Below are 23,954 nucleotides of genomic sequence, written 5' to 3' on the forward strand. Positions count from 1 at the left end.
GGGACGCTGACCCCGTTGCCTGGACGACTCAGCTGGAGCTGTTTTCCACGGCACGGATGTCGCCACGAAATTCGCGCGCGCCCTGCCCGGGCGATGACACTGCATCGCCCTGTTGCTGCTTGAGCATCTGCTTGCGTGCGGCCACCACTTCCTTGGCCAGGGCGATGCGCCGGCCAACCACCATTTCGGTCAGCCAGTCGATCAGGGTCCGCGTGTATTCCTGCTGGTGTTCCTTGATGCTCAATGCGTGATCGGCACCGGCAATCACCCGCGCGCTCAGCGAGCGCGCATTGACGAAGGCATTGGCATAATTGCGCAATACCGGATGCGGCACGATCACGTCGTGTTGCGCCTCCACCAACAGCACATCGCCCTTGTAGTCGGCACAGGCCGCCAAGGCGATATTGTCGTCCGGGGTCAGCACGCGCTGCCGGTATTCCATCAATTCCGGATCGGCGTTGAGGCTGACCTTGGGGCGATCCCAATGCTCGTCCTTGTACAGCGCGGGCGAGCGTAACGCCAGCCATTCCACCGGGCGTTCGCGCGTCAGCAAGGCGGACAGGTAGCCACCGTAGCTGAGCCCGACCACGGCGATCGATTGCGGGTCGACATACGGCAGGCCGGCAAGCTGATCGTAGGCCGCCTTGATGTCGTCCAGGTTCTGCGCGCGTGTCACGCTCTGGCGCATGGACGCATAGCCTTCGTGGCCACGCAGGTCGAAGGTCATGCAGATGCAGCCAAGGCCGACCGCTTCGCGCGCGCGCACTAGGCTGTGATGCTGGCTACCGCCCCAGCCATGCACGAACAGCACGGCGGGAATGCCGGTGGGCGTGAGCAGGGTGCCACTGAGTTCGTCCTGGTCGACCGGGATCTGGATGCTGGAAAGTTTGGCTTCCATTACGTGGTGGATACCCTCCTGTATTTGAAGCGCGGACCCGGCCCGGGGCGTTCGGCGCGGTAGTAGATCTGCGCATCTGCGGGCGGTTCGCCCTGATAGATCTCGTGCGTGGATGCATGCACCCAGCGCAAGTTGGCATCGTCCTGAAAGCTGCCAATCGCGGCGAGCTCGGCCGGTGTGGCGCCGCCGACGCGCCAGGATTGCTCCAGCACGCCGCAGACCGCACCGTTCCTTCCATCGTCGCCGCTGACCACATCGTAGTTGCGCCGCGAGATGTGCAACCCAGGATAGGCGGCGGTGATGAATCGATCGTATCTGCAGGCTTGCGCGACCACACGCTGTTGCAGGGGCGGTAGCGCCGTCACGGCCAGCGCTTCGAGCGATCCGCGATACACATGCAGCGATGAGCCGCCATAGACGTCCTCGCCCTGCGCATTGCGCACGCTGCATTGGGTGCCGTAATAGGCGATCTGGACGCCGGCAACGCATAGCTCGCCCACGCTATGTGTCACCGGCTGCAGGATATTGCGCTCCAGGACCGCGCCATGCGTGCCCAGATAGTCCTCCGGCAAGCTGTCCAGCACCTGCGTCAGCTGCGCTGCATCGGCAATACGCCACTGGCCGTTGCCACCCACGCCGGTCGGCAGCTTGAGTCGCACACCGCCATCCGGCAGCAGGGTCTGCAGCGCACGCAGGGCATCGGTGCGCGAAAACACCGTATAGCCCGCCAACGTGGCCGGAATCAGCGCGGTGGCCAGTGCCTGGTTCCATCCGGGGACGCTGGCCGCCTGCTCGGCAATCAGCGGGTGGCCGATCACCTTGGTTGCCAGGAAGGCATGCGGCACGATGCCGCCCAGCAAGTCCGCAGCGTCATCGATGCCCAGTCCATGCGCCTGTTCCGACGTCAGGGTTTCATCGGGCACATGAAACACGGTCTCGGCGACCATGGGTCCGGAGGCGGCACGATGCCCTGCGCCGCGCACGTCCAGCAGCCGTGCAATTTCGCGACAGACCCACGCGTGCGTGGCACGCTCATGACCATCCTCGGGCACCGGCCGAGTGACATGCCCCACGACCTGGCAGTACTGCTTGTGCGCCATCACGTCTCCCCTCGCAGCGTCGAACCGCGTGCCGTTGCTGGCTTTTCAAGCAGTTGAGACCCGCGCAGTCGATGATGCAGCGCTACGCCGGCGCCGGAAGAACCCGGCTTACTTCAAGGTCAGATAGAACGCAAACACGATCACAAGGACGACGATCAAGCTGATGGCGACACGTCCCCCACGTAACTCCACCAAGGCATGCCACCACACACGTGCTTCCGAGGTGCCGCTGGCGGCTTGCGGCTTACGACTGCTTTCGCTGTCCTGCATCCTGAGTACTCTCATCTCCATCATGTCATCCCACATCCTAAGCATCAGACGTTACACAAGTGTGGAACGATTCAGAATCTTCCGTAAATTGCGGCAATGCGCGCATGTTTGCCCCGACATCATCGCAACGATCGCCCGATGCACGGTGGCAATGGGAACTCGCCGAACGTAGACCTTTCGAAAGGATGCAATCGATTGCTGACGGGTGCTCACCGCTGCGCTATGACTTGAATCGCCGATGCACGCTGCAGACGACACGACCTATATGCGTAGCATGTCACGGCGCAAACGAAGCTGACCAGTTAAGCACGCGCTGCTGCGATTCGGCCAATAGTCGGGTTCGATGATCATCCGTTGACACAGCCACGGTTACCCTGCGTGTCAAGTTTGTTTAACCCGGACCACGCGAAGTCATGAGCAGAGACCCATCCGTCATCGATGTACAGGCCGAAATCGCGCATTGGCAGGCGCGTCACGCGCAGGGCAACCTGGGTGCAGGCAAGTTCAGCGAATTGTCCCCGGTGGTGAAAATGGCCTGCGACATCTATCTGCAGGCACCGCGTTCGAGCGACCAGGAACGTCTGCGCCTGTTTCGCGACCGCCTGGAGCATCATTTCATTTCATCCAGCACGCAGTCCAATTACGAGCAGTTGGCGACCGATTGCTGGCAGCGGTTAGGCAACCGCAATAGTTGAGCAAGACCGTTCCTCATTGGAGAGCATCATGAAAACCCCGTATCAAGTGCAGCAGGAGCTGGAGCGATTGGAGCGGTTGGTTCCGCACATCGTCAGCGACCAGGGCGACCGCGCGGAGGACATCCTAGGCTTCCATGTCGCCAGCTTGCTGGGCAGTGCCCCGGCCAGCGAACACGCGTTGATTCGCGAACGCACCGCACGCATGGCGCGCGTGTGCCGCACCGCGCAGGATACGGTGCGCACGCCGGTCAGATCGTTAGGCCTTGGCGCAGTCGCCCAACCGCAGCTGGCCTGATCGGCAGGCACCGATCCACGCATCACCGGAGCCGCGTAGCGGCTCCTTTGCATTTCACCGTCGGCAGTGTTGGCCGCCTCTTCCCAGGACCTCCATGAAATCCCTTCTTGTTGCGACATCGCTCCTCGCCATGCTTTCCCTTACCGCCTGCGACCGCCCCGGCGGCGATGCGTCGCGGACTGCGCCGGCAGTGTCCCCCGAACCGACTGCTGCACCGGTCTCCGGGACTGGCGCCACCGAACTGGCCAAGGGCGATGCCGCCGTGCTCGGCGTGTTGGTGGCGCTGGATGAAAACGAGATCGCGCTGGCCAAGCAGGCCATTGCCCAGGATCTGGGCGGTGCGACCGATACGTTCGCCAAGCAGCTGCTGCACGACCACGAAGCCAACCTGGAAAAGAGCAAGGCGCTGGGTGCCACCGACAGCCCCCGTGCCGATGCCATGCGCGCCAAGGGCAAGGCGGCAGTGGACGCACTGGCAAAGACCGCGACCCTGCCCGATGGCAAGGACGCCTACCGCAATGCCTTCATGCGCACGATGGTCAGCGACCACGGCGACACCATCAAGATCATCGATGCCGAACTGCTGCCCGCCGCCGAAAGCGCGCCGGTCAAGCAGCATCTGGAAGAAAGCCGGCGCGTGGTGTCGGCGCACTTCGAGCGGGCCCACGCGGTGTCCTCCTCGCGCTGAGCCTGGAGCACCGTCTGCAAGCATCCAACGCGCCGGCCTGTCCGGCGCGTTGGCGTTTGGGCCTCGCCGATCGAGCGCGCTGTCCACCCGGCCGCCGTCCTGGCGCCACGCGGCGACCGCCACGCATGCGGCAGCGACTTCACCCTGCAGCAGGCAGCGCTGGCCTATCGTGCCGCATCGATTCGGCGCAGGAGTGTCCCCATGCAGTTGCTCATCACCGGCGGCACCGGCTTCATCGGCCAGGCCTTGTGTCCGGCACTCCTGCAGGCCGGGCATCAGGTCAGCGTGCTGACCCGCGACCCGCGCCGCGCCGGGCGCAGCCTGCCCGGCATGACCGCGGTGGACACGCTGGACGGGATGCGGGCCGATGCGGTCATCAACCTGGCGGGCGAACCGCTGGCTGCCGGTCGCTGGACTGACGCGCGCAAGCAGCGCTTCCGGGCATCGCGCCTGGGCATCACCGGCCAGCTGCATGCCTGGATCGCGCAGCAGCCGGCCGAACAGCGCCCGTCGGTACTGATTTCCGGCTCGGCGGTGGGCTATTACGGCGAGCGTGGTGACAGCGTCCTGACCGAGGCAGACCCTGCCGGCGACGATTTCTCCGCGCAGCTGTGCCGCGACTGGGAAGCCGAGGCGGCCAGCATCGCCGCACTCGGCCCGCGCGTGAGCTGGGTGCGCACCGGCATCGTGCTCGACCGCGACGGCGGCGCCCTGGCCCGCATGCTGCCGGCGTTCCGTTTCGGCGGCGGCGGCCCGTTCGGTGATGGCAGGCACTGGATGAGCTGGATCCACCGGGCCGACATGGTGGCCTTGCTGCTGTGGTTGCTGGAGCACGGCCAGGGCGGTGCCTACAACGCCACCGCACCGACCCCTGTCACCAATGCCGAATTCGCGCGCCCCCTGGCCCACGTGCTGCATCGCCCGGCGCTGCTGGCGTTGCCGGCCGGCCTGCTGCGACTGGGCTTTGGCGAGATGGCCGAGCTGCTGCTGATCAGCCAGCGCGTGCTGCCGCAACGCGCCCTGGAGGCCGGCTTCCGCTTCCGCTATGTGCGCCTGGACGAGGCGTTGCGCGCCATCCTGCAGCACTGACCGTGCGTTGCCCGGGCGGGGCCTTGCACACGGGGCGGGCCGCCGGTCGCGCTGCGACGGCCGTTAGCCATGCACTAATATTTGCCTAACGACCATCCCCGACAGTACTGCCGATCTCGGACTGGCCCCGGGCCCGGCGGAACACTATGCACCTGCTCCTTGTCGAAGACGACACCATGCTGGCCAACGCGATCTGCGATGGCGTGCGCCAGCAGTCCTGGACCATCGACCACGTCGGCAGCGCCAATGCCGCCAAGACCGTGCTGGTGGACCACCGCTACACCGCGGTGCTGCTGGATATCGGCCTGCCGGGCGAGTCCGGGCTGACGGTGATCCGCTTCATGCGCGGCCACTACGACGCCACGCCGGTGATCGCACTGACCGCGCGCGGCCAGCTCACCGACCGCATCCGCGGCCTGGATGCCGGTGCCGACGACTACCTGGTCAAGCCGTTCCAGTTCGACGAGCTGATGGCGCGGCTGCGTGCGATCACCCGGCGCAGCCAGGGCCGCGTGGTGCCGCTGCTCACGCAAGGGGATGTCTGCGTGGACCCGAGCAGCCGCAAGGTCACCCGTGACGGCAAGTGGGTGGCGCTGAGCGCGCACGAATACCGCCTGCTGCTGGCGCTGATGGAACGCGCCGGGCGCGTGGTCACCAGGGATCAACTGGAAGAAGGCGTCTACGGCGGCCCGTCCGAAGGCGGCAGCAACATGATTGCGGTGTACGTGCACCAGCTGCGCCGCAAGCTGGGTGATGCGCTGATCTCCACGGTGTATGGCCAGGGCTACATGGTCGGCAAGGCACCGGAATGAAATCGCTGCAGGCACGCATGCTGGCGGCGCTGGCTGCAATCATGTTGTTGAGCTGGTCCACCTCGTTGTGGATCCTGGTCGCCCTGGTCACCCAGGGCCATCACAGCGTGTTCGAGCAGGAGCTCAACATGTTCGGCGACCAGTTGATCAGCGCCCTGCCCGATGCGCTGGAGCACCGCTTCGATACGCAACCGGAGCCGCGGGCCGCGGTCGACGCGCACACCCCGATCGGCAATGTGTCCTCGCGCATGAGCTTCAAGCAGACCTTGATTGCGATGGTGCTCAACACCGTGCAACTGGGCGTGCTGGGCCTGCTGGTGTGGTGGGCGGTACGCACCGCGCTCGCACCGCTGCGCGCCATTTCCAGCGCCATCGCGCAACGCACCGGGCTGGAGACCGAGCCGGTGCCGCTGGCGCAGGTGCCGGAGGAGATTCGCCCGCTGATCGGCTCCTTCAATTCGCTGCTGGCCCGCGTAGAAAAGACCGTGCAGGCCGAGCGCGATTTCGTGGCAGACGCCGCGCACGAACTGCGCACCCCGCTGTCTGCGCTGCATGCCTACGCCGAGGTCGCGCTGCGCGCACCCACGCTGGAGTCCAAGGACGCGGCGCTGCAGCAGCTGCTGGAAACCGCACGGCGCAGCAATCGGCTGGCTGCGCAATTGCTGGATCTGGCCCGGCTGGATGCAGGCATCAGTTCGGCGGCGTACCGGCAGGTGGACATGGGCGAGTTGATCTCGCATGTGCTGGACGAATTCAGCGTGCAGGCCGACGCCCGCCACATCACTCTGCAGGTGGAGGCATCGCCGTGCCTGCTGCGTTGCGATGTGGATGCGGTGGGCATCCTGATCCGCAATCTGGTCGACAACGCCATCCGCTATGGGCGCCTCCACGGCACGGTGGAAGTGAGTTGCGGCTATTGCCTGCGCGCCGATGCGCTGCATCCATTCGTGCAGGTCAGCGATGACGGCCCGGGCGTGCCGGAAAGCGCCCACGCGTCCATCTTCGAACGCTTCTACCGGGTCGCCGGCAGCCAGGTGCAAGGCAGCGGGATCGGGCTGTCGCTGGTGGCCGGTATCGCGCGCCTGCACGCGGCCACCATCGAAACCTGCGAAGGCCACCAGGGCCGCGGCCTGTGCGTGCGCGTGGTGTTGGCCGGCGAAGGCGTGCGCCGCACTGGCTGAACGCAGGCGGCGATCGACTATCGCCTGTCGTTATCGCCCAAGCCAATAAGTTTCCAACACCCACTGCCTACAGTGCACTCACCGCATGCATCCAGGATGCCTGGTGATGGTCAACTCGATCCGTTCCACCCCGCTCGTCCCCGCCGCCGTCGCGCTGCTGGCACCGCACGCGGCCGCCAACGACAGCGCCATCCCTGCCGCCGTCGCCAACGCGGCACTACGGGAATTCCGCTGTGGCCGCACAGGCACGCGCAATCGCGACATTTGGCGCGCACTGCCGGATATCCGTAGCGCGCGCCAGGCACGCCGGCTGCAGCGCTGGGCCAACGGCGGTGTGTTGTTCACTGCCGCCGCAGTGGTGTTTGCGCTGGCGGTGGCCAGTTATCTGATGCATTGAGCGCGCGGCCCCGCTCTCGCGTGCTTGTCCCTATCTGCTTCCTCTCCAGGTATTTGCCCATGTCGTCGTATTCCCTTGTCCGTTGCTGCGCGCTGCTGGTTATCGGCGTGACGCTGATCGGTTGTGCCAGTACGCGCCCGATGCCGTACAGCCAGTTGCCATCTTCAAGCTATCTGCGCCCGCACGTTGGCAGCCGCGGCGACCGCATGCCGTACGCCTACCAGGGCGCGGTGGATTGGACACGCTACCGCGCCGCACTGGTCGAGCCGGTCAGCATCTATCGCGGTCCCGACGCGCAATTCGAAGACGTGCCCGAGCAGGACAGACGCATGCTCGCCGATGACATGCAGCAGGAGTTCGGCGTTGCGATCGGGCAGCGTTGGCAACGCGCGACAGTGGCCGATCGCGACACCTTGCGCGTGCGCATCAGCCTGACCGGTGCCAAACCCAGCAAGCGGGTGCTGGGCACCTTCATGAAGGTAGATCTGGGCGGCGGTTCCTATAACGCGGTGCAGGCCGCACGCGGCAAGGAAGGCGCGTTTTCCGGCTCGGTCAGCTACGCGGTGGAAATCTTCGACGCGCAGAGCAACCGCCTGCTCGCCGCCTACGTCGAAAAACAGTACCCCAGCGCAATGAACATCAAGGCCAGCCTGGGCGCCTACGACGCCGCCAAGGCCGGTATTCGCAAGGGCGCCGAGCAGTTGGTCAAGGGAATGGATTAGCTGGGATTCGGGATTCGGGATTCGGGATTGGAATCGGGAATCGGGAATCGGGAATCGAGAATCGGATTATCGGAAGCGATGGCTTCTAGTTTCCTTCTCCCACCGGGAGAAGGTGCCCCGCAGGGGCGGATGAGGGTACGGACCAGAGGCCCAATCCAGCCCAGATGTCAGATCCGATCACCTGCCCGATCACATGAGCGCAGCAAGACCGCGGTCGCCGAGTCACGGTCAACCCACGAAAAGGCCGGCGCTGTACGGACAGCGCCGGCCTTTGTCAGTTTGCACGGCCCACGTGTTGTCAGCGGGCCATGCCCTCTTGGCGCTGCAGCCTCAGCGCGTGACCCGCTTGGCCGCCTTTTTGCCGACGGCCTTGCGGGCGGCGGTGGTCTTGGCCACGGCGCGCGTGGCCGGCGTCTTGGTGACCTTGGCGGCCTTCTTCAAGGTGGTCTTGGTCACCGCCTTCTTGAGCGGCACCTTTTTCACTGCAGCCTGCTTGGTGGCGGTCTGCTTGGCCACCGGCGCCTTCTTGGCGGCGGGCTTGACGATGGTCTTGGCGACCGGCTTCTTGACCGGGGCCGACTTGGCCACCGCCTTCTTCGCTGCTGCGCGCGCACCCACCGTGGCCACCGCGCTCTTGCGCGCCGCGCTCTTGGCGGCCGTCTTGGCACTGAGCGCCGCCGCGTCGGCCTTGGCATTGGCCTTGGCGGTCTCCAGCTTCTGCCTGGCGCTGGCCTTGGTGTTGGCCAGTGTCTGTTTGGCAGCATCGGTGGTGGTGCTCAGCTTCTGCTTGGCCGCATCCTTGGTGGAGGCGAGCTTCTGCCTGGCGGCAGCACTGGTGGCGGCCAGTTTGTCCTTGGCGGCCGCTTTGCCCGACACCAGCGAACGCTTGGTCTTGGCCACGCCGCGCTTGACCGCGGTGGCTGCATCGCCAGCTTTGTCGACGACGCGCTGTTCGACCTTGACCACGGCCTTGCGCGCCTTGGCGACGCCGGTCCTGACCTGCGCCGCCGCCGTGCCGGCCGCGTCCTGCACGCTGGCCACCGCGTCGCTGGTGGTGCTGGCGATGGTCTCGCCCAGTTCGGTGGCCGTGCTCTTGACGCTCTCGACAGCGTCGGAGAGGGTTGCCGTCACACCATTGCCGTTGTTCATAGACCCTCCTTAAGGGCGTCAGTGCGGAAAACGCGGGCGATGCGCAGCGGCATGCGTATGCTGAACAGGCATCGGATCAAGCGGACGCTACGCCGGGCTCAAGCGGCTGTCAACGCAGCGCCCGCAAGGGATCTGCTGCGCTTTCACCAGGCGTTAAATTGCCCGCTGGCACTCTCGTTCAGCTTGATTTACGCAGCCAGACGCCCTATTCCTCTTCCACCGCGTAACCCGGACTTCGTTGCATGCGCCCGCTGCCTACCTTGCTGACACTTTCCCTGGCCGCTGCCTTCGGCGGTTTTGCCGCCACCGGCATCAATGCCTGGATGGACAACCGCGCCGAGGCCACACCGGCCGGCGCCGCCACCACCTTCAGCCTGCCGGCGGCTGCCGCGTTGCCGGCCGCCGTGGCCGGGCAACCGGTGCCGTCGCTGGCGCCGATGCTGCAACAGGCGATGCCGGCGGTGGTGAGCGTCAACACCAAGCAGGTGGTGCGCGTGCGCAACCCGTTCTTCAACGACCCAATCCTGCGCCGGCTGTTCCCGGAGATTCCGCAGGACCGCATCAATGAATCGCTGGGCTCGGGCGTGATCATCGATGCGCAGAAGGGCTACGTGCTGACCAATCACCATGTCATCGAAAACGCCGACGACGTGCAGGTCACGCTCGGCGACGGGCGCACGGTCAAGGCCGATTTCATCGGCTCCGATGCCGATACCGATATCGCGTTGATCCGCATCAAGGCCGACAAGCTCACCGACATCAAGCTGGCCGACAGCAACGCGCTGCGCGTGGGCGACTTCGTGGTGGCGATCGGCAACCCGTTCGGCTTCACCCAGACGGTCACCTCCGGCATCGTCTCGGCAGTGGGGCGCAGCGGGATTCGCGGGCTGGGCTACCAGAACTTCATCCAGACCGATGCCTCGATCAATCCAGGTAATTCCGGCGGCGCGCTGGTCAACCTGCAGGGCCAGTTGGTGGGCATCAACACCGCCAGCTTCAACCCGCAGGGCAGCATGGCCGGCAACATCGGCCTGGGCCTGGCGATCCCCTCCAACCTGGCGCGCAATGTGGTCGAGCAACTGGTGACCAAGGGCGTGGTCGTGCGCGGCACGCTCGGGCTGGAAACCCAGAACCTCACCCAGCAGATGCTGCAGGGCCTGGGTGTGGATTCGTTGCGCGGCGCCCTGGTGACGCGCGTGTTGCCAGGGTCCGCCGCGGCGGCCGCAGGCGTGCAGCCGGGCGATGTGGTGGTGGCGGCCAACGACCAGCGCGTGGACAGCGCAGAGGCATTGCACAACTATGAAGGCCTGCAGGCGGTCGGTAGCGCGGTAAGGCTGGAGATTCGCCGCGATGGCAAACCGCTCACGCTCACCGCGACACTGAAGGAGCAGGACCGCGCAGTCACCGGCGACATGCTCGACCCACGCCTGGGCGGCGCCACCTTCGTGGATCTGCCCGAATCGCTGCGCCAGTCCGGCATCACCGGCGTCATGGTCAGCGAGGTCAAACGCGGCGGTCGTGCCGCAGCCAATGGTCTGGTCACCGGTGATGTGATCGTGGCCAGCAGCGTGGGCGAGTTTGCCGATCTGGCCAGCTGGCGCGCTAATTTCCAACGCAAGCCGCAGCAACTGGTGGTGCGCATCCTGCGCGGCAATGCGCAGTACGACGCGTTGATGCGTTGACATGGCGTGCACTGCCCTCGACCTGCACTAACACCTCCTACACCGCAGCGATGCTATTGCTGCACCACGCCCGCATGCTATTCGCGGCTGCCATCAATGACCGAAGGAGATATCGCATGAGCCCCACCAATACCGACCAGCTGAAAGAAAACCTGAGCGAAGCCAGCACCCATCTTAAGTCTGCCGCCAGCGCCGCCGGCGAAGCCGTCAAAGGCGCCACCAGTGCTGCCGGCGACGAACTCAAGCTTGGTCGTGCCAACGTCAAGGCAGAGCTCTCCGATACCGCACTGGCCGGTATGGCGGCTGCCGAGTTCGGCGGCGCCGCTGCCAAGGAGCAGCTCGACGTGCTGGTCAGCAAGGGCAACGACCTGCTGGAAAGCGCGACCGATCTGATCCGCGAGCGGCCGCTGGCTGCGTTTGGTGTGGCGTTTGCGACCGGCTGGATCATTGCCAAGCTGGCACGTAGCAACGACAACTAAGTCGTGAGCGATCAGGCCTCCACAGCTGCCGCCTCCGACGCGCCCAGCGCGCGGCCGGAAACGCCAGGACTGGACGAAAGCGTACGTGCGGTCGGCGCAGCCGGCCGTGCGACGCTGGGCTCGGCCAAGGACACCAGCCGGGCATTGCGCCGGCTGGTGTCGGCCGATTTACAACTTGCACGCAGTGCCTTCGGGCGCGGACTGGCCTGGGCATGCGTTGCCGTGGTCTTCGGTGCCTCCTCGTGGCTGTTGCTGGCCGGTGCGATCATCGCCCTGCTGCAACGCGCGGGGCTGTCGTGGTTCCAGGCGATGTTTTTCACCGCGTTGGCCAGCCTGTTGGTCACCGGCATCGCGGCGTGGCGCGTGTTCTTCTACTTCGACCACACCGGCTTGAATGCAACACGCCGTCAGCTGGTCAAGCTGGGCATCTTCGATGACAGCAGCGACGACGACGATGCCCATGCATCGGCTGCCACTGGAGCACGTACATGAAGTTTGGCACCTTGCGTCAGCGCGTCGATCGCGCGGAATTCCTGGTGGAAGGGCGCGCACAGGAAACGCGCCTGCATTGGGGAGAACTGCGTGACACCTGGCGTGCCGGATGGTCCCCGTTGCGGATCATGGTGGTCGGGTTCGGCCTGGGTTTTGTCACCGGCCGTAACGAACCGCAGGCGGCGCTGGGCAGTATCGCCAGCAAGCTGGGCGGTATCCCGAAAATCCTGCAGATGATCAGCACGATCTCTGCGCTGTTCACTGCACATCGTGCGCAGGAAGCCTCCGAGCAGGCAGAACGTGCCGCCGACAATGCCGAAGAGGTCGCTGCCGATCCACCGGTGACGGTGGTGCAGGCACCGGTTGATCGCGCCGCATAATGACGACGGTCCCGGGCCATCGCCCGGGATCACGCTGCGCAAGGTGTGCCACCCAGTACACGGCAGAGCCCGCCACTGACATCGTTCGGGCCTGACATCCTGCGCACACCCTCTGTGCGCGGTGTTGACACGTTCGGCTGATAATGGCGCACCGCTGGCAGCATGCCAGTCTGCTGCCAGGGCGCGCATGACTCTTCCCGTTGATTCAATGGATGCTGCCGTTGCGGCAGATTCGCTTCCGCCGCCACCGGCACCGCGCCCGCGCGCACCGGTCTCGTTGGTGGTGCTGGCCACGCTGGCGGTCGGTTACACCCTGTGGGCGGCACAGACGATCATCCTGCCGGTGATGCTGGCAGCGTTTTTTGCCTTGATCGGCAATCCCATCCTGCGCGGTCTGCGCAAGCTGTATATCCCGCGCTTTCTCGGCGCCTTGATGGTGTTGTGCCTGGGCCTGGCCGCGACCGTGGCGCTGGCTGCGCAGCTGGCCGGGCCGGCAGCCGAGTGGGTGCAGCAGGCGCCCCGACAGATGCGCCAGATTGCGCGCGACGTGCGCGATTTCACCAAGCCGATGATGCAGGCCAACCAGGCCGCGGAAAACTTTGCGCGCGCCGCCGGCGGCGACGGCCAGCGCAGCGTGCAGATCGTGCGCACGCAGATGGACGACCCCTACAAGGCGCTGGTGCGCACGCCGAAACTGGCCGCCTCGGTGCTGGCGGTGGTACTGCTGACGTTCTTCTTCATGGTCTACGGCGAAAGCCTGCAACGGCATGCGATTGCGTTGCTGCCCAATCGCCAGCAGCAACGCTTCACCACCGAAATCATGCTGGACATCGAGCGCGAGGTCTCGCGCTACGTGCTCACCATCAGCGTGATCAATACGCTGGTCGGGCTGGTCTTTGCCGGCATTCTCTATGTGCTCAAGATTCCGCTGCCCGAAGCGCTGTTGTGGGGCACGGTGGTGGCGCTGCTCAACTTCGCACCGTACGTGGGTCCGTTGATCGGCGTGATGCTGATGCTGCTGATGGGCTTTGTGGAATTCCGCACCACCTTGTCGGCAATGCTGCCGGCGATCCTGTATCTGGCGCTGCACACCATCGAGGGCCAGGTGGTCACTCCGATCGTGCTCGGCCGCCGCATGGCGATCTCGCCGCTGATGCTGATCCTGGCGCTGATGCTGTTCGGCTGGCTGTGGGGCATGATCGGCCTGCTGCTGGCGGTGCCGCTGCTGGTCTGCATCAAGATGGTGCTGAGCCGGGTAGAGGGAATGCAGCGCTGGGCCAGGCTGCTTGAGTAGCCGGGATTGGAGATTCGGGATTCGGGAATCGCAAGAGCAGTGAAGCAGCCCGCCAAAGCGTTGCTCTACCCATTCTCGATTCCCGACTCCCCATTCCCGGCATTACAATCTCGCGATGAGTTTCCCAATCAGCGCCATCACTCTCGACCTCGACGACACGTTGTGGCCCTTTGCGCCGATCGGGGCGCGGATCGACCAGGTGTTGTACGACTGGATGCGCGAGCACAGTCCGGTCACCGCAGAGCGGTTTCCGGTGGAGGCGATGCGCGAACTGCGCGAGCGCAGCTTTGCCGACAACCCGCACCTGCATCACGATCTCAGCGCGCTGCGGCGGCTGACGCTGGAAATGGCACTGCGCGAGAGCGGTGGTGATCTGGCCTTGGTGGAGCCTGCGTATGAGGTCTTCTACGCCGCGCGCAACCAGGTGGAGTGCTACCCGGATGCGTTGGACGCGCTGGCGCGTATCGCCGCGCATGTACCGGTGGCGGCGCTCAGCAACGGCAATGCCGATCTGCAGCGCATCGGGCTGATGCATCACTTCGCGTTTCAGCTGGGCTCGCGCGAGCACGGCAGCGCAAAACCCGACCCGAGCATCTTCCTGGCCGCCTGCGCGCGCCTGGAGGTGCCGCCGGCACAGGTGCTGCATGTGGGCGACCATGTGCGCATGGACGTGCTTGGCGCGCTGGATGCCGGCCTGCGCGCCTGCTGGATCAATCGCGACCGAGCACAGTGGTCGCACCCGACCCAGCAGCCGGATCTGGAGTTCGATTCCATGACCGGGCTGGCCGATTGGCTGGACGCGCAGCAGCTGCATCCCGACGCCGCGCGTACCGGCATCCGCATTCCCGCCTGAGCCACTTTTGCTCGGCGCATGGCGCCGCCTCCGAGGATTTCCATGTCGCAGCTCACCGGTTTCATCGATCCCAACGCCGCAGCCCTGCCGCTGCATGTGCTCGACCGCGAAGGCTTTGCAGGTTGGTGCGCCGAGCAGCCCACCCGCGTGCTGGCGTGGGCGCAGGCGCAGCGTTTCGATGCCGCGCCGGGCAGCGTGCTGTTGCTGCCGGGGGAACACGGGCTGGCCGGCGCGGTGCTCGGGATCGGCGACCGCGCCGATGCCTACGCCTATGCGCACGCGCCGATGGCGCTGCCGCCGGCCAGCCGCTGGACGCTGGCCAGCGCGCTGAGCGAGAGCGAGCAGGCGCTGCTGCACCTGGGCTGGGGCCTGGGCGCGTACCGCTTCTCGCGCTATCGCAAGGTGCCGCGCGCACCGGCCGAACTGGCCGCCACACCGGCGCCGCACACGCGCGCCTTGATCCAGGCCTGCCTCCGCGTGCGCGACTGGGTCAACACCCCGACCGAGGACATGGGCCCGCAGCAGCTGGAAGAGGCAGCGCGTGCAGTGGCACAACCGCATGGCGCGCAGGTCGAGGCCATCGTCGGTGAGGCATTGCTGGCGCAGAACTTCCCCACCATCCACGCGGTCGGGCGTGCCTCGCACCGGGCCCCGCGGCTGATCACGCTGCAATGGGGCGACGCGGCGCATCCGCATCTGGTGCTGGTCGGCAAGGGCGTGTGCTTCGACACCGGCGGGCTGGACCTGAAACCGGCCGATGGCATGCGCAACATGAAAAAGGATATGGGCGGGGCGGCGCATGCCTTGGCGCTGGCCGGCCTGGTGATGGCGCAACAGCTGCCGGTGCGGCTGACCCTGTTGATCGCCGCGGTGGAAAACGCCGTCGGCCCGGATGCGTTCCGCCCGGGCGAAGTCATCACCACCCGCGCCGGTGTCACGGTGGAAGTGGACAACACCGATGCCGAAGGCCGCCTGGTGCTATGCGATGCGCTGAGCTACGCCACCGAGCAGCGCCCCGATCTGATCCTGGATTTCGCAACGCTCACTGGCGCCGCACGCATCGCCCTAGGGCCGGACCTGCCCGCGCTGTTCGCCAACGACGATGCGCTGGCGCAGGCCTGGTTGAACGCCGGCGAGCAGACCCGTGACCCGGTCTGGCGCATGCCGCTATGGCGCCCGTACCTGCGTTACCTCAACAGCCATGTCGCCGACATGGCCAACGCCGGCTCGCGCATGGCTGGCGCGGTCACCGCCGCGCTGTACCTGGAGCGCTTTGTCGCACCGGGCCAGCCGTGGGCGCATTTGGACGTCTACGCCTGGAACGACAGCGACCGCCCCGGCCGCCCGGCTGGCGGCGAGGCACTGGCGTTGCGCTCGGCTTACGCGATGCTCGAGCAGCGTTACGGCGGCTAAGGCCGGCTGACAGCACGGCTTCAACAAACTCGCCTTCGTCGACGCGTGAAGTGATGCCGACGATGGCAGCGACGTTGATCGGATTAAAGTGCGTGATCAGCCCGCGCCGCATTCACGGCTCGCAGCCATGCACACCGACCATCCCGACTGGTCCTTGCCCGCCCACCGTTGTGGGACCTTACGCGGCATGGATGGCCGCGTAAGAGCTTACATGGACATACTTGCAGCGTGCCCCGCGAGGGTGGGCGGGCAAGGGGCCTGCAGCAAACCCGCAGATCATCCGCTCCACAACCGATGCATCCACTCTGTTCGATTACCTCTAAAAGGCGAGCGAGCGCTCGAGCTTCAGCGTCGTTTGACTATCCCCAAGCCGAGCGGGTCGAGGGCGTAGTGCCTTGAGCGCGCTGCGCCATTGCCCGTCATCTGGATCATTCATCGACCGCTTTGGTCGCGGCATCACACACCAGACGCACTGGAGCGTGGACTATGCGCCCACGGGTCGTGCCGGTGCCGCAGGTTGGGCGGGGTGGCGATCACGGCGCCACACGCCTCACCGCATCGACTCTTTGCCGCATTGCCACCGGAGCCAGCCATGAACTTGCCACCTCCCGCTCCACCCCCGCAGCGCGCACGTGTTGTGGCGCCATTGCTCGGTATCGCCGCGATTGCCGGCGGTATCGCGGTGGCGTTCGCCTGGACCGCCGGCTGGATCGGTGGCGACCGGCTCACTGCCGCGCGCATGACCGACACCATCGAAGCCAGCGGGCCGCCGCATCCGGGCTTTCGCCGCGCGCACACCAAGGGCGTGTGTGTGAGCGGGGAGTTCAAGGCCAGCGGCAAGGCCACCTGGCTGTCGTCGGCACGCATCTTCAGCCAGGCCAGCACGCCGGTGCTCGGGCGCATGTCGATCGGCGGCGGCGACCCGCATGGCGCCGACGGCGCGGCGCGCGTACGCAGCATGGCATTGCTGCTGCGCAGCGACGACGGGCAGGAATGGCGCACCGCGATGAACAGTTTTCCGTTCTTCGTGGTGGCCACGCCGGCCGGTTTTCAGGCCTTGAATGTGGCCTCCAGGCCGGACCCGGCCACCGGCAAGCCCGATCCGGCCAAGCTGGCCGCGTTCGGCAAGCAGTATCCGGAAGCGGCCAAGTTCCAGCAGTGGGCCAAGACCGCGCCGTGGTCCAACAGCTGGGCCAACACCCAATACAACGGGGTGAATGCGTTCCGCGCGATTGCCGCCGATGGACGCGAGCGCTACATCCGCTGGTCGATGCGTCCGCATACGCCGTTCAAGGAGCTCAGCGCCGAGCAGCGCGCGCAGGCCGATGGCGATTTTCTCGCCACCGACCTGGACACGCGCCTGGCGCAGGGTCCGCTGCGCTGGGACATGGTGCTGACCGTGGCCGAGCCTGGAGATGCGGTGGACGATCCCTCGCAGCCATGGCCGGAAAGCCGCAAGCAGATCGTGGCCGGCACGGTGTCGATCGATCATGCCGAACCGCAGGCCACCGGCCCGTGCCGCGATCTGAATTACGACCCGCTGATCCTGCCCAAGGGCATCGCCGGATCGAACGACCCGATCCTGGCGGCGCGCTCGTCGGTGTATTCGCAATCGTTCAACCGGCGCGAGCATGAGATCGCCAATGGCACGGGCAACGCCGCCACCGGCCAGGGAGCGCACCGATGAGCAGCCATCCCCACTTCAATCTGCCCGCGCGCATCCTGCATTGGTTGATGGCCGCGATGATCCTGACCATGCTGTTCGTCGGCGTGGGCATGGTGGCGTCGGTGACGCAGCGGCCGTGGTTGATCGACCTGCATCGCCCCCTGGGCATTGCGATCCTGGTTCTAGCGGTGCTGCGCCTGATCAACCGCCTGCGTCACCGCCCGCCGCCGCTGCCGGCCGACCTGCCGGCCTGGCAGAAGGCCGCCGCGATCGCCTCGCACTGGCTGCTGTATGCGTTGATGCTGGGGATGCCGTTGATCGGCTGGGCGATGCTGTCGGCCGGTGCGTATCCGATCGTGCTGTGGCCGGGTGCGAACCTGCCGCCGATCGCACCGCACGATCCGGCGCTGTACGCCTGGCTGCGCAGCGCGCATGGCTGGTTGGCGTATCTGTTGTTCGCCACCGTGCTGGGGCATCTGAGCGCGGCGCTGTTCCATGCCTGGGTACGCCGGGATGGCGTGTTTTCCAGCATGGCGCGCGGGGAGCGGTCTGCGCGTTGACGGATTGGATGGGGGGTGTTGGAAGACGTGTTGCGCTGAGTGATTTCACTGCGCGGACGTACCCTCACCCCAACCCCTCTCCCGGTGGGAGAGGGGCTTGGTCTTCCCTTCTCCCGCTGGGAGAAGGTGCCCCGCAGGGGCGGATGCGGGTGCGGGCGAAGCATCGGCTTCGCTGCCATGTGGAGTGGCGTTACCCCCGTACCCTCACCCCACCCCTCTCCCGACGGGAGAGGGGCAGGATCTAACGCTGGCGCTTCGTCTTGGCCGCTGGCGCGGGTGCCTGAATGCCCTTGCCGGTCGCGGCCCAGTAGATCCCGCCATACAGATGCTCCAGATAACGCGGGTCGTTGTAGGCCTCGGTCAGATGGCCGAGCGCGGTGGCGAACACGCGGCCGCCTTCGAAGTGGTGGTACCAGGCCACCGGGTGCTGGGTGCCCATGCCCTTGGCAACCTGGCCCGGCCAGATCAGCGTGGGGTCGTAGCTGCTCTCGTCCACCGTCAGCAGTGTGACCAGGTCATCGCTGTACGGCGGATCGTATTCGTACCACTCGTCGGTCCACACCCAGCGCCTGGGCAGGCCGGCGGTGGCCGGGAAGTTGGGGTCCACCACGTCGACCATCGCGGTCTGCATGTACGGATGGGTGCGGAACGAGCGGCCGATCAGATGGTCGTACCACTCCCAGTCGCCACGCTTGATCGCAAACGCCTTGTGCACCGCCACCACGCCGCCGCCGTTGCGCACGTATTTCTGGAAGTTCGCACGTTGCGCCGGATCCAGATCGGTGGCCGGCGTGTTGAGCAGCACGATTGCCGCGTATTGCGATAGATCGCCATCAAAGGCCTTGGCATTCCACGCCCAGACCAGCTCGACATAATGCTTGCGCGCCATCGCTTCGAATTGCGGTTTGGCCACCGGGATATAGTCGTGGTGATACTGGTTGGGAATTGCCGCCACCAGGATCTTGAACTGCTCGGCGGACGCATTGAATGCGCAGACCAGCAGCAGACCCAACAGCCACAGAGGTTTCATGCCGTTCGCTCGGAAATCGTTCTGGCCCGGCAGTGTACCTGCGCCTGCACGGCATGCTTTGCGCATGATCTGGAATAGCTGTCCGCTGCGCCGGTGATCGAGTGATGCGTGCCAGTGCATGGCCAATGCCATCCGGCGCTGCGCCCGCTGACAGCGCAACGCGTCTGCCTCACCGGTTCACAGCCAGCCTTTCTGCCGGGCCAGCCGATACGCCTCGATGCGATTGGCCACGCCCAGCTTGCCGATGCATTCGGACAGATAGTTGCGCACCGTACCGTGCGACAACTGCAGCTGCTGCGCGATCTCGCTGGCCGAGCGCCCTTCGCCGGCCAGCCGCAACACGGTGCGCTCGCGTTCGCTCAAGGGGTCGGCTTCCACCCAGGCGTCCAGGGCCAGTTGCGGGTCGATCACCCGGCCGCCGCGCTGCACCTGACGCAGTGCGCTGACCAGTTGTTCGGCCGGCGCGTCCTTGAGCAGATAGGCAGCCACACCGGCATCCAGCGCGCGGCGCAGAAATCCCGGGCGGGCGAAGGTGGTGACGATCATCACCCGCACCGGCAGTGCCTGGCGCTGGATACGCTGGGCCAGTTCCAGGCCGGTCAGGCCGGGCATTTCGATATCGGTGATCAGCACGTCCGGCTGCAGGCGTTGCAGGTCGCGCCAGGCACTTTCGCCGTCGCCTGCGCTGCCGACCACCTCGATATCGTCTTCCAGCCCAAGCAAGGCGACCAATGCGCCACGCAGCAGCGCCTGGTCTTCGGCCAACAACACCCGGATCATCGCGCGCGCTCGTATGCAGACAACGGTGGCGCACGATAGCAGCGGTGGCGCCTGCCGTGCATGGGTCGATATGCAGTGGACGTGCGTGCGATCAGCGCGACGGTGTCACCAGCGGGACCGGCACCGGCGGCTGCGCCGGCACTGGTGTGGGCTGCGGCAACGGCACGCTGGCGCGCAGGCGCATGCCGCGCGGCAGCGCTTCCACTTCCAGCGCGCCGCCCAGGCCGCGCAGGCGTGCGCGCATGCCGTCCAGGCCATTGCCGGGCACGATCACCCCGCCGCGCCCGTCGTCGCTGATGTCCAGCACTGCCTGGTCGCCGTGCGCGCGCAAGCTCACGCGCACGTGTCTGGCCCGCGCATGCCGTTGCACGTTGGTGGCCGCCTCGCGCACCACCAGCGCCAGTGCGGTTTCGTGTTCCGGCGGCAATGCCAGCGTCTGCAGGTCGTGTTCCAGCACGATGCCGTCCATGTCCAGCAATACCCGCGCCGACGCCAGCTCGGCCACCAGCCCGGCCGCGCGAATGCCGGTGACCGCGCGCCGCACCTGCGCCAGGGCATCGCGCGAAATCTGCGCCACCGCATCGATCTCGCTGCGCGCTCCTTGCGGATCGCGCTCGATCAGACGCGCGGCCAGATCGGACTTGAGCGCCACCAGCGACAAGGTGTGGCCGAGCAGATCGTGCAGATCGCGGCCAATCCGTTCGCGCTCGGCGGTGGCCGCCAGCCGGCGCACTTCGTCCTGCGACAGGCGCAGCAATGCGTCCTTGCGTTCGTTGATGCTGTACACCGCACCGACCCCGGCCATGCCCAGCACCGACACCGGCAGCCACACCAGCGACTGCAGGCGCATTCCCAGCCAGTGCGCCCAACCCAGGTAGAGCACGTTCATCACCACCAGCATTGCGAAGTGCCGCCACATGGCATGCCGTGTGGACGGGCGCAGGCTCAGGCAGGCGAAGACGAAATAGCTGATCCCCGCCGGATACACCGGCAGCAATGCGGCACTGAGCGCACCCATCGCCCAGGCGTAGCGATACAGCGTGCCGCGCGGCGCCAGCAACATGCGCGCGTACAACAACAGAAACACCGGATACGACAGCACGGTGCACAGCAGCCAGGTGCTGTCGTATCCACGTGGCGAAAACACCGGCACCACGAACACCCAGCTCGACCACAGCAGATGCACGGCATCCATCCACGGCGACTGGCCCTGCGCCAGACGTGCGGCAACCTGCGACGTGGCGGCGGGGCGAACCCAGGCGGGCGGCGACAAGCGCATCGGGATGGGTCCGTGTGAGTGATCGGATTCTGCCACTGCCGGGCCCGGCCGGGCGCCCGATGCGGCAGCTCGCTGCGAACCGCCACGCTCATGCATCTGCGCCGCGCCCGCTCGTGGTGATCCTGCACAGCACCGACCCGGGCAATCGCGCAGGCCGACAACAGCAATGAACGCAGCGCATGGCCAATCCGGCAGTATGAGGATGGTGCAGCCTCGCGCATGCTGCAAAGCCCGGCCAGTTGCCGCTGTCATGGACGGCAGGTGACAGCTGTCACTGGTGGAGGTGCCGCGACGGTCGCATGCTGCGCAGCACCTTGCAGCCGCGTCGATCGCGCTACCGCTCGTCGCCCCACCTGCATTGGTGACTTCCGGCAGCTTGCGGCGCCGCCCGCGTCCGGTCACATTTCGCGCAGCATCCCGTCCCGGTTATCGATGAATACTTCTGCCGATCTGCTCAAGCAACTGCGCATCGACCGCCAGCGTCCTGCTGCCCCTGAACCTGCACGGCGCGGTGGCTGGATCATCGCCGCCGTGGTCATCGTGATCCTGTTGGCGACCGCGGCGTGGTGGTTCACCAGACGCCCAGTGATGAAGGTGCAGACCGCACCGGTGGTGGCGATCAGCGCCGGCAGCAGCAGCGCCTCGGTGCTGGACGCATCCGGCTACGTGGTGGCGCGGCGCATGGCCACGGTGTCGGCGCAGGTCACCGGCAAGGTGCGCGAGGTGATGATCGAGGAAGGCATGCGCGTCGAACAGGGCCAGGTGATGGCGACGCTGGACCCGCTGGATGCCGATGCACAGCGCACGCTGTCGGCATCGCAACTGTCGGCCGCACGCAGCCAGGTCGACAACATGCAGGCGCAGCTGGCGGTGGCCAATGCCGATGCGACGCGCCTGCAATCGCTGGTCGGCGCGCAACTTGTGTCGCGCTCGCAATACGAGCAGGCCACTGCACAACGCGATGCCTTGCGCGCACAGCTGCAGAGTGCGCAACGCAACGTGCGCGTGGCATCGGACCAGTTGGCGATCTCGGCGATCCGCTCGGACTTCAACGTGGTGCGTGCGCCGTTTGCCGGCGTGGTCACCGCCAAGGCCGCCCAGCCCGGCGAAATCGTCTCGCCGCTGTCGGCCGGCGGCGGCTTCACCCGCACCGGCATCGGCACCATCGTGGATATGGAATCGCTGGAGATCGAAGTGGAAGTGGGCGAGTCCTACATCGGCCGCGTGCAGCCGAAGATGCCGGTGGAAGCGGTGCTCAACGCCTACCCGGAATGGAAGATTCCCGGCGAGGTGATCGCGATCATTCCCACCGCCGATCGCGGCAAGGCCACGGTGAAGGTGCGCGTGGCGTTCAAGCTCAAGGACCCGCGCATCGTGCCGGAGATGGGCGTGCGGGTGAGCTTTCTGGAGCGGGCCAACACGCAAGAGGCCAGCAAGCCGCAGGGCGTGCGCGTGCCGGGTGCGGCGCTGGTCGAACGCGACACGCGCACGGTCGCGTTCGTGCTTGGCGAGCGCAACACCGTCAGCGCAAGGACGGTCACTCCCGGCATGGTGATGGGCCAGGACCGCCAGGTGGTATCGGGCTTGAGTGCAGGCGACAGCGTGGTGCTGGATCCGCCGCAAGGCCTGAAAGACGGTGACACGGTGGCCGAAGCGGACGCGGAAGCGGACGAGTAACCACAACGGCAACCGCAGTCAACAACATGCAACGACGCCGCTGCGGGGAGCGGCGCCCACATGCGCAGTCAGTGGATTACACGATCGTTGCGCCTGGATGGCGTTGTGATCGCACACAGCGATGTCGCCATGGCGCCGGGAGCGCGGTCGATCGCGATCCGCATTCGTCATTAGTCATTGCAGAACCACGCTTGGCTCGCCGCCGCCATGCGTCGTCGCGGTTTTCACCCAGCAGTTGCGTCCGTCGTCAGCAAGCCTCGCACCGTCTTGCCGCGTCACCGTCACCGTCATCGCATCGCCGTGTTGCCGTCTCATGCCATCGCGGTCGCCATGCTGCATCGCGCTTGCCTCTTTCCCTTGCACCGTCAGGAGTCGCCATGACCGCTCTCGTCAGCTTGCGCAACATCACCAAGACCTACCAACGCGGCCCCGAGCAAGTGCAGGTGCTGCACGGCATCGACCTGGACATCGCCAACGGCGACTTCGTCGCATTGATGGGTCCGTCCGGTTCGGGCAAGACCACCTTGCTCAACCTGATCGGCGGGCTGGACAGCCCCAGCGGTGGCGAGATCGAGATCCAGGGTGAGCGCATCGACCGCATGAGCGGCGGCCAGCTCGCGACCTGGCGCAGCCACCATGTCGGCTTCGTGTTCCAGTTCTACAACCTGATGCCGATGCTCACCGCGCAAAAGAATGTGGAACTGCCGTTGCTGCTCACCGCGCTCACCGCCGCGCAGCGCAAGCGCAATGCGGAAATCGCCCTGACCCTGGTCGGCCTGCAGGAACGCCGCAACCACAAGCCCAGCGAACTGTCCGGCGGCCAGCAGCAACGCGTGGCGATTGCGCGCGCAATCGTGTCCGATCCCACCTTCCTGATCTGCGACGAACCCACCGGCGATCTGGATCGCCATAACGCCGAGGAGATCCTGCGCCTGCTGCAGGAACTCAATCGCGAACACGGCAAGACCATCGTGATGGTCACCCACGACCCCAAGGCCGCCGAGTACGCCACCCATACCATCCATCTGGACAAGGGCGAGCTGGCCGACGCGCCGCTTGCGCTCTGACGGAGT

General features: G+C 66.2%; 26 protein-coding genes. 19 read left to right on the top strand and 7 right to left on the bottom strand.

Annotation, left to right across the window (positions count from 1 at the left end; all coding sequences use genetic code 11):
* Window positions 1–28: 28 nt before the first annotated feature.
* From H7A87_RS18835 to H7A87_RS18845, 3 genes are all read right to left on the bottom strand, one after another.
* Complete coding sequence (locus H7A87_RS18835) at window positions 29–898, bottom strand: alpha/beta fold hydrolase (RefSeq protein ID WP_115678001.1); 870 nt, start codon at window positions 896–898, stop codon at window positions 29–31.
* Window positions 898–1,998, bottom strand: coding sequence for a DUF3182 family protein (locus H7A87_RS18840; RefSeq protein ID WP_119129786.1), 1,101 nt, complete (start codon window positions 1,996–1,998; stop codon window positions 898–900). The genes H7A87_RS18835 and H7A87_RS18840 overlap by 1 nt, the downstream gene beginning before the upstream one ends.
* Before the next feature lie 108 nt (window positions 1,999–2,106).
* Entirely contained in the window at window positions 2,107–2,292 is a 186-nt protein-coding gene (locus H7A87_RS18845; RefSeq protein WP_127169473.1) for a hypothetical protein, read from the bottom strand.
* A 389-nt stretch (window positions 2,293–2,681) separates the two neighbouring features.
* Here H7A87_RS18845 and H7A87_RS18850 point away from each other — a divergent pair, with 389 nt between their 5' ends.
* The 8 genes from H7A87_RS18850 (at window position 2,682) to H7A87_RS18885 (ending at window position 8,147) form a co-directional block, all read left to right on the top strand.
* Window positions 2,682–2,963 (top strand): hypothetical protein, encoded by a 282-nt coding sequence (locus H7A87_RS18850; protein ID WP_104584871.1) that lies wholly within the window; start codon window positions 2,682–2,684, stop codon window positions 2,961–2,963.
* Window positions 2,964–2,991: 28 nt separating this feature from the next.
* A complete protein-coding gene (locus H7A87_RS18855) occupies window positions 2,992–3,258 on the top strand; it encodes a hypothetical protein (protein WP_180496797.1) in 267 nt (88 codons plus the stop codon).
* 94 nt (window positions 3,259–3,352) lie between these two features.
* Window positions 3,353–3,946, top strand: coding sequence for a DUF4142 domain-containing protein (locus tag H7A87_RS18860; protein WP_104584867.1), 594 nt, complete (start codon window positions 3,353–3,355; stop codon window positions 3,944–3,946).
* Window positions 3,947–4,147: 201 nt separating this feature from the next.
* The gene (locus H7A87_RS18865; RefSeq protein ID WP_119129788.1) at window positions 4,148–5,035 is read left to right on the top strand and encodes a TIGR01777 family oxidoreductase; all 888 of its coding nucleotides are present in this window, start codon (window positions 4,148–4,150) and stop codon (window positions 5,033–5,035) included.
* Window positions 5,036–5,181: 146 nt separating this feature from the next.
* Window positions 5,182–5,847, top strand: a complete 666-nt coding sequence (locus tag H7A87_RS18870; RefSeq protein WP_119129789.1) for a response regulator transcription factor — start codon at window positions 5,182–5,184, stop codon at window positions 5,845–5,847.
* Window positions 5,844–7,028, top strand: coding sequence for an ATP-binding protein (locus H7A87_RS18875; RefSeq protein ID WP_119129790.1), 1,185 nt, complete (start codon window positions 5,844–5,846; stop codon window positions 7,026–7,028). The genes H7A87_RS18870 and H7A87_RS18875 overlap by 4 nt, the downstream gene beginning before the upstream one ends.
* Window positions 7,029–7,134: 106 nt before the next feature.
* Window positions 7,135–7,425, top strand: coding sequence for a hypothetical protein (locus tag H7A87_RS18880; protein ID WP_119129984.1), 291 nt, complete (start codon window positions 7,135–7,137; stop codon window positions 7,423–7,425).
* A gap of 59 nt (window positions 7,426–7,484) precedes the next feature.
* Window positions 7,485–8,147 (top strand): DUF3313 domain-containing protein, encoded by a 663-nt coding sequence (locus H7A87_RS18885; protein WP_119129791.1) that lies wholly within the window; start codon window positions 7,485–7,487, stop codon window positions 8,145–8,147.
* 330 nt (window positions 8,148–8,477) lie between these two features.
* On the opposite strand, the gene H7A87_RS18890 is transcribed toward H7A87_RS18885, so the two are convergent.
* Window positions 8,478–9,296, bottom strand: coding sequence for a histidine biosynthesis protein HisIE (locus H7A87_RS18890; RefSeq protein WP_119129792.1), 819 nt, complete (start codon window positions 9,294–9,296; stop codon window positions 8,478–8,480).
* 242 nt (window positions 9,297–9,538) lie between these two features.
* On the opposite strand from H7A87_RS18890, the gene H7A87_RS18895 reads away from it, so the two are divergent.
* The 9 genes from H7A87_RS18895 to H7A87_RS18935 all read left to right on the top strand — a co-directional run bounded on the left by H7A87_RS18895 (window position 9,539) and on the right by H7A87_RS18935 (window position 18,115).
* Window positions 9,539–10,978, top strand: coding sequence for a Do family serine endopeptidase (locus tag H7A87_RS18895; RefSeq protein WP_104584857.1), 1,440 nt, complete (start codon window positions 9,539–9,541; stop codon window positions 10,976–10,978).
* 116 nt (window positions 10,979–11,094) lie between these two features.
* Window positions 11,095–11,457: a hypothetical protein gene (locus H7A87_RS18900; protein WP_006450942.1), complete on the top strand. Its 363-nt coding sequence runs from the start codon at window positions 11,095–11,097 to the stop codon at window positions 11,455–11,457.
* 3 nt (window positions 11,458–11,460) lie between these two features.
* Complete coding sequence (locus tag H7A87_RS18905) at window positions 11,461–11,949, top strand: phage holin family protein (RefSeq protein WP_119129793.1); 489 nt, start codon at window positions 11,461–11,463, stop codon at window positions 11,947–11,949.
* The gene (locus H7A87_RS18910) at window positions 11,946–12,329 is read left to right on the top strand and encodes a hypothetical protein (RefSeq protein WP_119129794.1); all 384 of its coding nucleotides are present in this window, start codon (window positions 11,946–11,948) and stop codon (window positions 12,327–12,329) included. Before H7A87_RS18905 ends, H7A87_RS18910 begins: the two co-directional genes overlap by 4 nt.
* A 187-nt stretch (window positions 12,330–12,516) precedes the next feature.
* Complete coding sequence (locus H7A87_RS18915) at window positions 12,517–13,623, top strand: AI-2E family transporter (RefSeq protein ID WP_104584851.1); 1,107 nt, start codon at window positions 12,517–12,519, stop codon at window positions 13,621–13,623.
* A 115-nt stretch (window positions 13,624–13,738) separates the two neighbouring features.
* Window positions 13,739–14,476 carry an HAD family hydrolase gene (locus H7A87_RS18920; RefSeq protein ID WP_119129795.1) on the top strand — a complete coding sequence of 246 codons (738 nt, stop codon included), beginning with the start codon at window positions 13,739–13,741 and terminating at the stop codon, window positions 14,474–14,476.
* Between the two features lie 42 nt (window positions 14,477–14,518).
* Complete coding sequence (locus H7A87_RS18925) at window positions 14,519–15,889, top strand: leucyl aminopeptidase family protein (protein WP_119129796.1); 1,371 nt, start codon at window positions 14,519–14,521, stop codon at window positions 15,887–15,889.
* Window positions 15,890–16,481: 592 nt separating this feature from the next.
* A complete protein-coding gene (locus tag H7A87_RS18930; protein ID WP_104649956.1) occupies window positions 16,482–17,576 on the top strand; it encodes a catalase family peroxidase in 1,095 nt (364 codons plus the stop codon).
* Window positions 17,573–18,115, top strand: a complete 543-nt coding sequence (locus H7A87_RS18935) for a cytochrome b (protein ID WP_104649955.1) — start codon at window positions 17,573–17,575, stop codon at window positions 18,113–18,115. The genes H7A87_RS18930 and H7A87_RS18935 overlap by 4 nt, the downstream gene beginning before the upstream one ends.
* Before the next feature lie 241 nt (window positions 18,116–18,356).
* Here the strand turns inward: H7A87_RS18935 and H7A87_RS18940 are convergent, their stop codons facing one another.
* The 3 genes from H7A87_RS18940 to H7A87_RS18950 all read right to left on the bottom strand — a co-directional run bounded on the left by H7A87_RS18940 (window position 18,357) and on the right by H7A87_RS18950 (window position 21,204).
* The gene (locus H7A87_RS18940; protein WP_119129797.1) at window positions 18,357–19,145 is read right to left on the bottom strand and encodes a ThuA domain-containing protein; all 789 of its coding nucleotides are present in this window, start codon (window positions 19,143–19,145) and stop codon (window positions 18,357–18,359) included.
* Between the two features lie 177 nt (window positions 19,146–19,322).
* On the bottom strand, window positions 19,323–19,925 hold the full coding sequence (locus H7A87_RS18945) for a response regulator transcription factor (protein WP_119129798.1): 603 nt from the start codon (window positions 19,923–19,925) through the stop codon (window positions 19,323–19,325).
* A gap of 91 nt (window positions 19,926–20,016) precedes the next feature.
* The gene (locus H7A87_RS18950; protein WP_119129799.1) at window positions 20,017–21,204 is read right to left on the bottom strand and encodes a sensor histidine kinase; all 1,188 of its coding nucleotides are present in this window, start codon (window positions 21,202–21,204) and stop codon (window positions 20,017–20,019) included.
* 432 nt (window positions 21,205–21,636) lie between these two features.
* Between H7A87_RS18950 and H7A87_RS18955 the strand changes: the two genes are divergently transcribed.
* On the top strand, window positions 21,637–22,881 hold the full coding sequence (locus tag H7A87_RS18955; RefSeq protein ID WP_180496798.1) for an efflux RND transporter periplasmic adaptor subunit: 1,245 nt from the start codon (window positions 21,637–21,639) through the stop codon (window positions 22,879–22,881).
* A 377-nt stretch (window positions 22,882–23,258) separates the two neighbouring features.
* The gene (locus H7A87_RS18960; protein ID WP_119129800.1) at window positions 23,259–23,948 is read left to right on the top strand and encodes an ABC transporter ATP-binding protein; all 690 of its coding nucleotides are present in this window, start codon (window positions 23,259–23,261) and stop codon (window positions 23,946–23,948) included.
* Window positions 23,949–23,954: the final 6 nt, after the last annotated feature.

It is taken from the genome of Xanthomonas sp. CPBF 426, from assembly GCF_903989465.1.
Lineage (GTDB): Bacteria > Pseudomonadota > Gammaproteobacteria > Xanthomonadales > Xanthomonadaceae > Xanthomonas > Xanthomonas euroxanthea.

Excerpts from the sequence above, each read along its gene's own strand:
- H7A87_RS18910 (WP_119129794.1), top strand. The coding sequence starts at position 11,946 with ATGAAGTTTGGCACCTTGCGTCAGCGCGTCGATCGCGCGGAATTCCTG.
- H7A87_RS18900 (WP_006450942.1), top strand. The coding sequence starts at position 11,095 with ATGAGCCCCACCAATACCGACCAGCTGAAAGAAAACCTGAGCGAAGCC.
- H7A87_RS18835 (WP_115678001.1), bottom strand. The coding sequence starts at position 898 with ATGGAAGCCAAACTTTCCAGCATCCAGATCCCGGTCGACCAGGACGAA.
- H7A87_RS18855 (WP_180496797.1), top strand. The coding sequence starts at position 2,992 with ATGAAAACCCCGTATCAAGTGCAGCAGGAGCTGGAGCGATTGGAGCGG.
- H7A87_RS18890 (WP_119129792.1), bottom strand. The coding sequence starts at position 9,296 with ATGAACAACGGCAATGGTGTGACGGCAACCCTCTCCGACGCTGTCGAG.
- H7A87_RS18850 (WP_104584871.1), top strand. The coding sequence starts at position 2,682 with ATGAGCAGAGACCCATCCGTCATCGATGTACAGGCCGAAATCGCGCAT.
- H7A87_RS18940 (WP_119129797.1), bottom strand. The coding sequence starts at position 19,145 with ATGAAACCTCTGTGGCTGTTGGGTCTGCTGCTGGTCTGCGCATTCAAT.
- H7A87_RS18860 (WP_104584867.1), top strand. The coding sequence starts at position 3,353 with ATGAAATCCCTTCTTGTTGCGACATCGCTCCTCGCCATGCTTTCCCTT.
- H7A87_RS18870 (WP_119129789.1), top strand. The coding sequence starts at position 5,182 with ATGCACCTGCTCCTTGTCGAAGACGACACCATGCTGGCCAACGCGATC.
- H7A87_RS18845 (WP_127169473.1), bottom strand. The coding sequence starts at position 2,292 with ATGATGGAGATGAGAGTACTCAGGATGCAGGACAGCGAAAGCAGTCGT.
- H7A87_RS18960 (WP_119129800.1), top strand. The coding sequence starts at position 23,259 with ATGACCGCTCTCGTCAGCTTGCGCAACATCACCAAGACCTACCAACGC.
- H7A87_RS18925 (WP_119129796.1), top strand. The coding sequence starts at position 14,519 with ATGTCGCAGCTCACCGGTTTCATCGATCCCAACGCCGCAGCCCTGCCG.
- H7A87_RS18955 (WP_180496798.1), top strand. The coding sequence starts at position 21,637 with ATGAATACTTCTGCCGATCTGCTCAAGCAACTGCGCATCGACCGCCAG.
- H7A87_RS18865 (WP_119129788.1), top strand. The coding sequence starts at position 4,148 with ATGCAGTTGCTCATCACCGGCGGCACCGGCTTCATCGGCCAGGCCTTG.
- H7A87_RS18875 (WP_119129790.1), top strand. The coding sequence starts at position 5,844 with ATGAAATCGCTGCAGGCACGCATGCTGGCGGCGCTGGCTGCAATCATG.
- H7A87_RS18950 (WP_119129799.1), bottom strand. The coding sequence starts at position 21,204 with ATGCGCTTGTCGCCGCCCGCCTGGGTTCGCCCCGCCGCCACGTCGCAG.
- H7A87_RS18930 (WP_104649956.1), top strand. The coding sequence starts at position 16,482 with ATGAACTTGCCACCTCCCGCTCCACCCCCGCAGCGCGCACGTGTTGTG.
- H7A87_RS18945 (WP_119129798.1), bottom strand. The coding sequence starts at position 19,925 with ATGATCCGGGTGTTGTTGGCCGAAGACCAGGCGCTGCTGCGTGGCGCA.
- H7A87_RS18915 (WP_104584851.1), top strand. The coding sequence starts at position 12,517 with ATGACTCTTCCCGTTGATTCAATGGATGCTGCCGTTGCGGCAGATTCG.
- H7A87_RS18880 (WP_119129984.1), top strand. The coding sequence starts at position 7,135 with ATGGTCAACTCGATCCGTTCCACCCCGCTCGTCCCCGCCGCCGTCGCG.
- H7A87_RS18885 (WP_119129791.1), top strand. The coding sequence starts at position 7,485 with ATGTCGTCGTATTCCCTTGTCCGTTGCTGCGCGCTGCTGGTTATCGGC.
- H7A87_RS18935 (WP_104649955.1), top strand. The coding sequence starts at position 17,573 with ATGAGCAGCCATCCCCACTTCAATCTGCCCGCGCGCATCCTGCATTGG.
- H7A87_RS18840 (WP_119129786.1), bottom strand. The coding sequence starts at position 1,998 with ATGGCGCACAAGCAGTACTGCCAGGTCGTGGGGCATGTCACTCGGCCG.
- H7A87_RS18920 (WP_119129795.1), top strand. The coding sequence starts at position 13,739 with ATGAGTTTCCCAATCAGCGCCATCACTCTCGACCTCGACGACACGTTG.
- H7A87_RS18895 (WP_104584857.1), top strand. The coding sequence starts at position 9,539 with ATGCGCCCGCTGCCTACCTTGCTGACACTTTCCCTGGCCGCTGCCTTC.